This window comes from Sodalis sp. RH22 (assembly GCF_047324165.1).
Taxonomy (GTDB): Bacteria; Pseudomonadota; Gammaproteobacteria; order Enterobacterales; family Enterobacteriaceae; genus Acerihabitans.
The window spans coordinates 3,289,927-3,301,582 of record NZ_CP178731.1 but is presented as its reverse complement, the minus strand read 5'-3'; the positions used below and the strand labels follow the sequence as shown (position 1 = coordinate 3,301,582).

Below are 11,656 nucleotides of genomic sequence, written 5' to 3'. Positions count from 1 at the left end.
TACTCGCAATAACTTATGATAGCATGACTGCTTCCCTGATTGCAGCGCCCAGTGGCGTCGAATTCCCCGGATAGTTAGCGTCTTATGCAAAAACCCTCGTATTTACTCGATATCAGCCTGCTGAAAACCCACCCCGCCTTCCGGGCGGTTTTTATCGCGCGGTTTTTGTCCATCCTGGCGCTCGGCATGCTGGCGGTGGCGGTGCCGGTGCAGATACAGGCCATGACGGGGTCCACCCTGCAGGTCGGACTGGCGGTGACGCTGGCGGGCGGCGGTATGTTCGTCGGCCTGCTGGCCGGCGGGGTGATGGCGGATCGCCGCGAGCGGCGCGGGCTTATCCTGTTTGCCCGCGCAACCTGCGGGGTGGGGTTTATCGGCCTGTGCCTTAACGCGCTGCTGCCGGTACCGTCCCTGTTCGCGATTTATCTGCTGGCGGTGTGGGATGGTTTTTTTGGCGCGGTGGGGGTGACGGCGCTGCTGGCCGCCACGCCGTCGCTGGTCGGGCGGGAAAATGTCATGCAGGCGGGCGCCATCAGCATGCTGACCGTGCGCTTCGGCGCCATTTTATCACCGGCGGCGGGCGGCCTGGTCATCGCCTCCGGCGGGGTGGCCTGGAACTACGGGCTGGCGGCGCTTGGCACGCTGCTGACGCTGTTGCCGCTGCTGCGCCTGCCCAGGCTGGCGCCGCCTCCCCAGCCCCGGGAACACCCGCTGCACGCGCTGGCCGGCGGCATGGCCTATCTGTTTCGTCATAAAACCATCGGCCTGGTGGCGCTGATCGGCGCCCTGCTGACCATGGCAAGCGCGGTACGGGTGCTTTACCCGGCGCTGGCGATAAGCTGGCATATCAACGCCGCCCGGCTGGGGCTGATGTATGCGGCGGTGCCCCTGGGCGCGGCGATAGGCGCGTTTACCAGCGGCCGCGTCGCCGCCACGGCGCGGCCGGGAAGAATGCTGCTGCTTACCGCCGTCATGGCGTTTATCTGCGTCGCGGCATGCAGCCTGATGCCGTGCTACGCGCTGGCGCTGCTGTGTCTGGCGGGCTTTGGTTATTTCAGCGCCATCAACTCGCTGCTGCAATATGCATTGATACAACAGCTGACGCCGGATCATCTGCTGGGCCGCATCAACGGCCTGTGGACCGCGCAGAACGTCACCGGCGACGCGCTGGGGGCGCTGGTATTGGGGGGGTTGGGCACCCTGATGCCGCCGGGGCTGGCCGCCGCGGCGTTCGGCCTGGCGGCGGCCCTGGCGGGGCTACTGCCGGCGCTGGCGCTGCGGGGCCTGCGCGCCGTGGATATGGCGCGGCATCGGGATCAGGGCCGGCCGGCGGATGAAATCCCGCCCGCCGGCCGCAGTGAGCCATAACCGCCATGAATCCCCGCCCGGCCGGGAATGGCCGCGGCATGACGCGGTTAGCCACGCGGCAGGATGGGGAAAGATCACGGCTTGGCGAACAGCTGTTCCAGGCGGGCCAGCACATTGCTGGCGCTGTAGTAATCAAGGCGGAAGGTGTCGTTGCCAAGGGCGTAGACCCGGCGGTTTTGCACCGCCGGCAGATGCGCCAGGAACGGATTGGCCAAGAGCAACCGGGCGCTGGCGTCATCGCCGGCAAACAGCAGAAAGGTTTGCCCGTTCAGGCCGGCGGCCAGGTTTTCGCCGGACAGCTGGACGATGTCCTTGCGCACGCCCATGCTTCGGCCGCCGACGGGGGTGGCGGGCGGTTCGGCCAGCGTAAAGCCCAGCTGGCGCAGCAGCTGGCCCTGCGGCGAATCGGCGGTCCACAGGTTGGCGGCTTTGCCGTCCGGCTGGTATACCAGGGCGGATACCGGCTGCGGCGGCAGCGCCAGATGCTGTTTCAGCGCCTGCCGGCGGGCGTCGAAGCGGGCGATGACCTCCGCGGCCTGCGCTTCATGGCCGGTGGCTTGTCCCAGCTCCCGGGCCAGGTCCTGCCAGCTTTTATCGTCATAATTGACCACCAGGGTCGGCGCCAGCGGCGACAACTGATCGTAAAGGCGCAGGGCCGAATCGCCGCCGGTGGCGGCGATAATAATCAAATCGGGATTCTGGCCGGCGATGGCCTCGGCATCCGGCTCGCCGATGTACAGGCGTTTGACGCCGCGCTGCCGGGCGACATCGCTCCACTGGCGAAAAAAGCCCTGTTCGTCCGCGACCCGGTTATTCGGCGTGGTGGCGCCGCTGGCTATCACCGGCGCCCCGATGGCCAATAGCGAGCCGGTAAGGGTGACGCTTGTGGATACGATGCGCTGCGGCATGTGATCCAGGGTAATGGCGCCATGCGCGCCCGCCACCTGCCGCGGCCAGCCGTTTTCAGCGGCGCGCGGGGACGCGGCCGCCAGCAGTAAGGGCAGGGCCATCAGGGCGAGCCAATTGCAGGCGGATCGGCGCCGGGACAATAGAGTGATCATGTCTGGTATTCCTGGGGTAGGGGCTGGTTTTGTCCGCCTTATGATGACAAAAAACGGGCAATCAAATCCACCCTTGCGCGGGTGAGGCAGTGTTTACGTTCATTGACACGGCAGATTCTACGACGTAGTTTATGTGCTATCAATACAAATGATAATTATTATTATTGTGTTTATCATTTGATAATAGCGGAGATCGTCACGTGGAATTTTCATTGTTTCGACAGACAACACCAGGCGACGCGGATGCCCTTATAAACGGATTTTTTTTCATGTCGCCTTATCGCAGCTTCGTTACCCAGGGTCGTTTCTGCGCCATCAGCGCGCCCGCGGGCAGGGGTGATCAGCCCGATGGCGTGTTTCAGCGGGAGCTGCGCCACGCCTTCCGGCGCGCCAGAAACGCCGGCATTGAACGGCCGCTGGTGGTGGGGGCCATTCCCTTCGATGCCGACCGGCCCGCGGCGCTGTTTATCCCGCAGCGCAGCCAGGGGTTCGATCGCGAGATGTTTTTGCAAAGCCGGAATGTGCCCGCCGAACCCTTGCCGCAGGTAACCGGCAAAATCGAGCGACCGCCGGAGCGCGACTTTAAACACATGGTGGCGCGAGCGGTGGAGGCCACCGGCCAGCAACGGCTGAGTAAAGTGGTGCTCGCGCGCCTGCTGGATATCACCACCCGGGAACCGGTGAATACCGCGGCCCTGATGCGGCGCATCGCGGCCCAAAATCCCGCCAGTTACAATTTCCATGTTCCCCTCGACAACGGCGCCCTGCTGGGCGCCAGCCCGGAGCTGCTGCTGCGCAAGACCGGCAACCGGTTTTACTCCACGCCGCTGGCGGGTTCCGCCCGGCGCGACGCCGAGCCGGGCCGTGACGCCGCCGCCGGCCGCCAATTGCTGGATTCCGTCAAGGACCGCTATGAGCATCAGCTGGTTATCGACCAGATGCGCGAAGTGCTGGCGCCCTACAGCGCGGGTTTAAACGTGCCGCCCGTACCCGGCCTGGTCAATACGCCCACCCTTTGGCATCTGGCCACCGCCATCGACGGCGAGGTGGCGGACCCCGCCGTCAACGCCCTGGCGCTGGCCTGCCTGCTGCATCCCACGCCCGCGCTGTGCGGCGCCCCCACCGATCGCGCGCGCCGCTTAATCCAGACCCTGGAACCCTTCGACCGCGATCTGTTCGGCGGCATGGTGGGCTGGTGCGACGAGGAGGGCAATGGCGAATGGGTGGTAACCATCCGCTGCGCCAGGGTGGCGGGCAACCAGGTGCGGCTGTTCGCCGGCGCCGGCATCGTGCCCGCCTCCCTCCCCGACGCGGAGTGGCGCGAAACCGGCGTCAAGCTCGATACCATGCTGAGCGCGTTCGGATTGCATTAACAGGAGAGATGATGAGCATTGTATTTAACCGTTGGCCGGATGAGTTCGCGGCCCGCTACCGCGCCAGGGGATACTGGCTGGATTTGCCCCTGACCGATATTATCGACCGCCGTAAAGACAGCGGCGCGCTGGCGGTGGCCTGCGGCGAGCGCCGCCTGAGCTACCGGGATGTCAACACCTTGTCCGACCGGCTGGCCGCGGCCCTTGCCCGGCGCGGGCTGGCGGCGGGGGATACCGCGCTGGTGCAGCTGGGCAACGTGGCGGAATTTTACCTGGTGCTGTTCGCCCTGCTGAAAATCGGCGTGGCGCCGGTAAATGCCCTGTTCAGCCACCAGCGCAGCGAACTTACCGCCTATGCGCTGCAAATCAGGCCGGCGCTGCTGATTGCCGACCGGCAGCATGGGCTGTTCAGCGATAATGGCTTTATCGATGAACTGCGGCGGCAGCATTCGTCGCTGCGGGTGGTGGCGATGCGCGGCGACGACGCGCCGCAAACAAGTTTACAGGCATTATTCGACGAAGCGCCGGGCGCGTTCACCGCCGCCCCGTCGCCCGCCGACGAGGTGGCCTTTTTCCAGCTGTCCGGCGGCAGCACCGGCACGCCGAAGCTGATTCCGCGCACCCATAACGACTACTACTACAGTATTCGCGCCAGCGTGGACATCTGCCGTTTCGATGAGGATACCCGCTACCTGTGCGCGCTGCCCGCGGCCCATAACTACCCGCTGAGCTCGCCGGGCGCGCTGGGCGTGTTTTACGGCGGCGGCAGCGTGGTACTGGCCAGCGATCCGAGCGCCAACGTCTGTTTCCCGCTGATAGCGCAACATCGGATCACCGTCACCGGGCTGGTGCCGCCCGCCGTGACGCTGTGGCTGCAGGCGATGGAACAATGGGGCGACAGCGGGCAGTTGGCCAGCCTGCAATTATTGCAGGTCGGCGGCGCCAAGCTTGGCGAGGCCCTGGCCGCGCGCATTCCGGCGGAGCTGGGCTGCCGGCTGCAGCAGGTGTTCGGCATGGCCGAAGGGCTGGTGAACTACACCCGGCTGGACGATGACGACGAACATATCTTTACCACCCAGGGCCGTCCGATATCGCCGGATGATGAAGTCTGGGTGGCCGACGGGCAGGGCAATCCGCTGCCGCCGGGCCGCGTGGGACGCCTGATGACGCGCGGGCCTTATACGTTTCGCGGTTATTACCAAAGCCCGGAGCACAACGCCGCGGCGTTTGACGCCGACGGGTTTTATTGTTCCGGCGATTTAATCGAGCTGACGGACGACGGCTACCTGAAAGTACAGGGACGCGAAAAAGATCAGATCAACCGCGGCGGGGAAAAGATCGCCGCCGAAGAAGTCGAGAACCTGTTGCTGCGCCATCCGCACGTGGTGAATGCGGCCCTGGTATCCATGACCGATGCGCTGATGGGGGAAAAGAGCTGCGCCTATATTGTCGTTACGCAGGAGATCAAACCGGTGGCGCTGCGCCGCCATTTGCGCCAGCTGGGGGTGGCGGAATTTAAACTGCCCGACCGTTTTGAACGGGTGGACGCATTGCCCCTTACGCCGGTGGGCAAGGTCGATAAAAAACGACTGCGCCTGCTGATCGACGCCGCCACCGCCACCCCCGCCACAGGAGAAAAATAAATGGCCATCCCGAAACTGGTTTCCTATGCCATGCCCACTCCGGCGGAACTGCCCGCCAATAAGGTCAACTGGGCCTTTGAGCCGCAGCGCGCGGCGCTGCTTATCCATGATATGCAGGACTATTTCCTTAACTTTTGGGGCGGGGACAGCGCGCTGGTCAGCCGGCTGGTGGAGAATATCGCCGCCCTGCGCCGCTACTGTAAATCGCAGGGCATCCCGGTGTTTTATACCGCCCAACCGGCGCGGCAGAGCGAGGAAGATCGCGGGCTGTTAAACGATATGTGGGGGCCGGGGTTAAACCAGTATCCCGAACAGCAGGCGGTCATCGCCGCCCTCGCGCCCGACGCCGATGACCAGGTCCTGGTCAAATGGCGTTACAGCGCCTTTCACCGCGCCCCGCTGGCGGATATGCTGGCCGAGCGCGGCCGCAACCAGCTTATTATCTGCGGCGTTTATGCGCATATCGGCTGCCTGATGACCGCCGCCGATGCGTTTATGCGCAATATCAAACCGTTGCTGGTGGCGGACGCCCTGGCCGATTTTACCCGCGACGACCATCTGATGGCCCTGCGTTATGCCGCCGGCCGCTGCGGGCGCGTGCTGATGACCGCCGATTTGTTGCCGGCGCCCATCAGCAAGGCGCACCTGCGCGCGCTGATCCTGCCGATGCTCGACGACGACTGCGGTGATTTGGGCGATGATGACAACCTGATCGACTACGGCCTGGATTCGGTGCGCATCATGACGCTGGCCACCCGCTGGCGGCAGGCGCGCGCGGGGCTGGATTTTGTCGCGCTGGCGCGGAACCCGACCCTTAACGGCTGGTGGCAATTACTGGCGCCGGAGCATAACGTATGACTATCAGCCTGGATTTCAGCGGTAAGCGCGTCTGGGTGACCGGCGCCGGTCAGGGCATCGGCTACCAGACCGCGCTGGCGTTCAGCGAGGCCGGAGCCGACGTGGTCGGACTGGACCGGCGCTTTGCCGGCGACGGCTACCCGTTTCGCACGCAATTGCTGGATATCACCGATGCCCCCCAGGTCGGACGGGTGTGCGGGGCGCTGCTTGAGGAAAACCCACGGCTGGATGTCCTGGTCAACGGCGCCGGCATCCTGCGCATGGGGGCCACCGATAGCCTGGACCTCCAGGACTGGCAAGACTGCATGGCGGTCAACGCCGGCGGCGCGTTTAACCTTTTTCACCATACCCTGCCGGTATTTCGCCGCCAGCGGGCAGGCGCCATCGTCAGCATCGCCTCCAACGCCGCCCACGTGCCGCGCGTGGGCATGTCCGCCTACTGCGCCTCGAAAGCGGCGCTGAGAAGCCTGTGCATGACCGTCGGGCTGGAAATGGCGCCGTTCGGAGTGCGCTGCAACCTGGTGTCGCCCGGCTCGACCGATACGCCGATGCAGCGCGGCCTGTGGCAAAGCGCGGATGCGGAACAGCGGACCATTGCCGGTTTTCCCGGGCAATTCAAGCTGGGCATTCCGCTGGGGAAAATCGCCCGGCCGCGCGAGATTGCCGACGCGGTGCTGTTCCTGGCCTCGGAACATGCCGGCCATATTACCTTGCAGGATATCGTCATCGACGGCGGCGCGACCCTTGCCGCCTGATGCCGTTGCGGCCCGCCGGGCGCTAACGCCGGCGGACGTGTTTCATCGCCGGCCGGCCTGATTCAGTGCCAGCCCAGCCGGTTGCTCAATAATAGTGCATGGCGTTTCACCGCCGCGATAATATCCTCGCGCCGCTCGGCGAAACGGCTGGAAAGGGCCGCCACATTCAGCGCGGCCACGGTTTCCCCCTTGGCGTTCAGCACCGGCGCCGCCACCCCCGAACCGCCGATATCCATCTCCTGATCCGACACCGCGAAGCCGTCCCGGCGGGCCTTGGCGATATGCTGGCGGATAAGATCGCGGTCCACCAGGGTATGCCGGGTGTACTGCACGATGCGTTCATGGGCGAGGTAACGCTCGATCTGGCCGTCGTCCCGGGCGGCCAGCAGGGCGCGCCCCATGGCGGTGCAATAGGACGGCAGGCAACTGCCCAACGGCGACTCGTAACGCACCGGTTGGGTGCCGCTGCAACGCTCCAGGGTTTTCAGCCGGCAATCGCGGTTCAGTACCCCGAGCATGATGGTTTCGCCGCAGCCGTCGCGCAGCTCGCGCATCACCGGCCCGGCCAGTTCAATCAGCCTGGCCTCCGGCCCGCAAATCCAGCCCGGGCCGTTGCGGTACGTGTCGTTCAGCGTATACCGATCCGCCTCGCCGCGCACCGCATAGCCGCGCGCCACCAGGGTCGCCAGCAGGTTATGGGTGCTGCTTTTCGGGTAGCCCAACTCGTCCACCACCTCTTTCAGGGCGAGCGGTTTTTCCGCCTGCGCCAGCAGTTCGAGTACTTCCAATACGCGCACCGCGCTTTTGACTTCGTTCATGTATGTGAACTCTATTCTTGTTGCTGAACTTATTTTTACTGTGTTAGAACTCGGAACACAATCTTTTCCTGATACGGGATCCGCGATGAACCAAACAGCGCCGCTGGACCAGATAGCCATCGAGCTTGTCCGCAACGCCTTCCATTCCATCTGCGATGAAATGGCCGAGTCGCTGGTGCGTTCCAGCCACTCGCCGAATATCAAGGAGCGGCGCGACTGCTCATGCAGCGTCTATGACGTGGCCGGCGATATCGCCGTGCAGGCGGAGCATATTCCCATCCATCTCGGTGTGATGGCGGGGGCGCTGCGCCATATCCTGGCGGCGTTCCCGGCGGCGGAGATGGCGCCGGGAGACGTGTTCCTGGTCAACGATCCGTATTACGGCGCCAATCACCTGCCGGATTTTATCGTCGCGGGACCCTTGTTCGCCGGCGGCCGGATGGTCGGCTTCGGCGCCAGCATGGCGCACCATACCGACGTGGGCGGCCTGACGCCGCGCAGCATGCCCGCCACCGCCACCGAGATCTTCCATGAGGGCCTGCGCATTCCGCCGGTGAAACTGGCGGCCGCCGGCCTGGTGGATAACAATATCCTGACCATTATCGCCGCCAACTCGCGCCTGCCCGACGAGCGCATGGCGGATCTCGGCGCGCAAATCGCCACCATCCGCGTCGCCCAGAGCCGCATTGACGAACTGGCGCGCCGCTATGATACCGATCAGCTGCGTTACGCCCTGGCCGAGATTATCCGCCGGTCGGAGGCGGCGACCCGCGCCTGTATCGCCGCGCTGCCCGACGAGGTTTGGTACGGCGCGGCGGCGGCGGATTTCGGCGGCGAGATGATCCCGCTGCGGGTGGCGCTTTCCCATCAGGGCGATCGCCTGAAAATTGATTTCTCCGGCAGCGGCCCGCAGACCAACAGCCCGTTTAATTCCTGCCTGGCCAATACGCTGGCCTGCGTCTACATGGCCATCCGCATCACCCTGGCGCAGGGCATCCCGGCCAACGCCGGCATGTACCGCGCCCTTGAGATCGCCATTCCCGCGGGTTCCATTCTCAACCCCGTTTTCCCGGCGGCCATTTCCGCCGCCACCCAGGTGTCCTATCATACCTTTGAGGCGCTGATGGACGCGCTGTCCGCCTTTGCGCCGGAACGGGTGCTGGCCGGCACCGGCGGCGGCGGGGTGTTTTCCTTCGGCGGCATGAACCCGCTGACCGGCCGGCTTTTTGCCTATGGCGAGGCGCTGGGCGGCGGTTCGGGCGCCAGCAACGTGGCCGACGGCGAGAGCGGCATGATCCCGCCGGTGGCCAATTTGCACGACACGCCGGTGGAAGTGCTGGAAATGAGTTTGCCGGTGCGTATTTTACGTTATGAACTGGTGCCGGGTTCCGCAGGCGCCGGACGCCAGCGCGGCGGCTTTGGCCTGCGCCGGGAATTCCAGGTGCTGACGCCGGTGCGCTGCTCTTTCCAGGTCAGCATGCCCACGCACGGGCCGGGCGGCCTGCTGGGCGGCGGCGCCGGCGCGCCGACGCGCATTACCGTCACCGCACCGGACGCCGCGCCGTTGTCCATCACGGGTTTTAGCGAACTCTCCGCGGCGGCGGGCACGGTCATCCGGGTGGAAACGGCGGGCGGCGGCGGCTACGGCCCGCCGTGCGAACGCGCCGCGCCGGCGCGCGCGCAGGACCGGCTGTACGGCTATGGCGATATCCAGATCAGGGAGGCTCAGGCATGAGCGGATTACTGGCCGCCGTTGACGTCGGCGGCACCTTTATCGACGTGGTGGTGACCCATCCCGCCACCGGCGAAACCCGCATCGCCAAAGTCCTGCACCGCAAGGGCGATCAGGGCAATGACATCCTGGCGGCGCTGGACGGGCTGGCGCGGCAGATGAATGCCGGCGCCGCCGACATCGATGCCGCGGTGGTGGGCACCACCGTGGTGACCAATGCCTTGCTGGAAGGCGCGCTGGCCAAGACCGCCCTGGTGACCACGGCGGGCTTTCGCGATGTGCTGGAAATTGCCCGCATGACCCGGCCGTCCTCCTATGATTTGCACGCCCGGCGCGCGCCGGTGGTGGCGCCCCGGCATTTGCGCCTGGAGGTGCCGGAACGCCTCGATCATCGTGGCGAGGTGCTGCTGCCCCTGGATGAGGCCGCGCTGGACCGCTGTATCGAACAGCTGCTTGAGGAAAAAGTGGAGGCGGTGGCGGTCAGCCTGCTGTTTTCCTTCGTCAATCCCGACCATGAGCGGCGTATCCTGGAAAAGCTGGCGGTGCTGGGGGTGCCGGTCTCGTTGTCCTCCGACGTGTTGCCGGTATTCCGCGAATACGAACGCACCGCCACCACGGTGCTGAACGCCGCCACCATGCCGGTGATGGCGCAGTTTTTAGCCGGCCTGCAAACCCTGAAAGACCAGGGACCGGCCCGGGCCTTTATCATGGGATCGGCCGGCGGCTGCCTGACCTTTGCCGAAGCCCGCCGTTTCCCGATAAAATGCGCCATGTCCGGCCCCGCCGGCGGGGCGGTGGGCGCGCTGGATCTCTGCGCCCGCCATGGCCTGGGGGAAGCGCTGACGCTGGATATCGGCGGCACCAGTTCGGATATCGCCCTGCTGCGCAACGGCGCCATCCCGGTGACCGACGAGCGGGCGATCGGCGGCTATCCGGTGGCGGTGGCCTCGGCGGAAATTGAAACCATCGGCGCCGGCGGCGGTTCGATAGCGTATCTGGACCGCGCCGGATCCCTGAAGGTCGGGCCGCGCAGCGCCGGCTCGACGCCGGGGCCGGTGAGCTACGGCCGCGGCGGCGAACTGCCCACCGTCACCGACGCGCATGTGGCGCTCAATCGCCTGGGGGTCGACAGCATGCTCGGCGGCGGATTCCCCCTCGACCGGGAGGCGGCCGTCGCCGCCATCGGACTGCATATCGCCGCGCCCCTGGGCGTCAGCTGGCAGCGGGCGGCGCACGGCATATTGCAAATCACCACCGCCAATATCGTGCGCGCCATCCGCGCCATGTCGGTGGAACGCGGTCACGATCCGCGCGCCATGACGCTTATCGCCTTCGGCGGCGCCGGCCCGCTGCACGCCGTCGACGTGGCGCGCGCGCTTGAGATTCCGCGCGTGCTGATCCCGTATTTTTCCGGCGTGTTTTCGGCCCACGGTATTTTGTCGGTGGATATCGCCTATGACGCCCAGCGCACCTGGCTGCGGGAGCTGTCCGCCATCGATGCCCACGAGCTGGCGGCACTGACCGACGAGATGCTCGGCGCGCTGCTGGCCCGCGCCGCCGAAGACGGGTTTAGCGCCGGCGACCTGGCCATCGCCTGGTCGGCCGACCTGCGCTATCGCGGCCAGTCCCATGCGCTGACCGTGGCGCTGCCATCGCCGGACGCGGCGGGCCTGGCCGTCAGCCGCTCGGCGTTTTTGGCCGAGCATCTGCTGCGCTACGGCCACGCCTCCGCCACTGCGGCGGTGGAACTGCTCAACCTGCGGCTGAAAATCAGCCGGCCGCGCGGGGGCGTCGGCGAGGTCGGCGCCGCGCCCGCGACGGCGGCCGAACCGGCCGGTCAACGCGATATCTGGCTTGATGAGGCCGAATGCGTCGCCTGCCCGGTCTATCAGCGCGCCACGCTGCCGGACCACTGGCGCGCCACAGGCCCGCTGGTGATTGAACAGTTCGACGCCGTGACCGTACTCGGCCGCGGCGATATCGCCGAGGTCCTGCCCGGCACGCGCGCCTTATCGATTCGCATCCACCCACACACCGACTGAAACCAT

General features: G+C 65.9%; 9 protein-coding genes. 7 read left to right on the top strand and 2 right to left on the bottom strand.

What is annotated here, in order from left to right:
• The first annotated feature begins 84 nt into the window (after nucleotides 1-84).
• On the top strand, nucleotides 85-1,368 hold the full coding sequence (gene entS / locus ACL2XN_RS15050; RefSeq protein ID WP_413728972.1) for an enterobactin transporter EntS: 1,284 nt from the start codon (nucleotides 85-87) through the stop codon (nucleotides 1,366-1,368).
• A 74-nt stretch (nucleotides 1,369-1,442) separates the two neighbouring features.
• Here entS and fepB read toward each other — a convergent pair whose 3' ends face one another.
• Nucleotides 1,443-2,378 (bottom strand): Fe2+-enterobactin ABC transporter substrate-binding protein, encoded by a 936-nt coding sequence (gene fepB / locus ACL2XN_RS15045; protein ID WP_413730978.1) that lies wholly within the window; start codon nucleotides 2,376-2,378, stop codon nucleotides 1,443-1,445.
• A 251-nt stretch (nucleotides 2,379-2,629) separates the two neighbouring features.
• Between fepB and ACL2XN_RS15040 the strand changes: the two genes are divergently transcribed.
• From ACL2XN_RS15040 to dhbA, 4 genes are read left to right on the top strand one after another with little or no spacing between them, the layout of a single operon-like run.
• Nucleotides 2,630-3,802, top strand: coding sequence for an isochorismate synthase (locus tag ACL2XN_RS15040; protein ID WP_410012400.1), 1,173 nt, complete (start codon nucleotides 2,630-2,632; stop codon nucleotides 3,800-3,802).
• An 11-nt stretch (nucleotides 3,803-3,813) separates the two neighbouring features.
• Nucleotides 3,814-5,445 (top strand): (2,3-dihydroxybenzoyl)adenylate synthase, encoded by a 1,632-nt coding sequence (locus ACL2XN_RS15035; RefSeq protein WP_413730977.1) that lies wholly within the window; start codon nucleotides 3,814-3,816, stop codon nucleotides 5,443-5,445.
• Nucleotides 5,446-6,303: an isochorismatase family protein gene (locus ACL2XN_RS15030; protein ID WP_410012399.1), complete on the top strand. Its 858-nt coding sequence runs from the start codon at nucleotides 5,446-5,448 to the stop codon at nucleotides 6,301-6,303.
• Nucleotides 6,300-7,058 (top strand): 2,3-dihydro-2,3-dihydroxybenzoate dehydrogenase, encoded by a 759-nt coding sequence (gene dhbA / locus ACL2XN_RS15025; protein ID WP_410012397.1) that lies wholly within the window; start codon nucleotides 6,300-6,302, stop codon nucleotides 7,056-7,058. Before ACL2XN_RS15030 ends, dhbA begins: the two co-directional genes overlap by 4 nt.
• Nucleotides 7,059-7,120: 62 nt before the next feature.
• Here the strand turns inward: dhbA and ACL2XN_RS15020 are convergent, their stop codons facing one another.
• Nucleotides 7,121-7,876, bottom strand: coding sequence for an IclR family transcriptional regulator (locus ACL2XN_RS15020; RefSeq protein WP_413728971.1), 756 nt, complete (start codon nucleotides 7,874-7,876; stop codon nucleotides 7,121-7,123).
• Between the two features lie 85 nt (nucleotides 7,877-7,961).
• On the opposite strand from ACL2XN_RS15020, the gene ACL2XN_RS15015 reads away from it, so the two are divergent.
• Both ACL2XN_RS15015 and ACL2XN_RS15010 read left to right on the top strand, forming a co-directional pair.
• Entirely contained in the window at nucleotides 7,962-9,611 is a 1,650-nt protein-coding gene (locus ACL2XN_RS15015) for a hydantoinase B/oxoprolinase family protein (protein WP_413728970.1), read from the top strand.
• The gene (locus ACL2XN_RS15010; protein WP_413728969.1) at nucleotides 9,608-11,650 is read left to right on the top strand and encodes a hydantoinase/oxoprolinase family protein; all 2,043 of its coding nucleotides are present in this window, start codon (nucleotides 9,608-9,610) and stop codon (nucleotides 11,648-11,650) included. The genes ACL2XN_RS15015 and ACL2XN_RS15010 overlap by 4 nt, the downstream gene beginning before the upstream one ends.
• Nucleotides 11,651-11,656 lie beyond the last annotated feature (6 nt).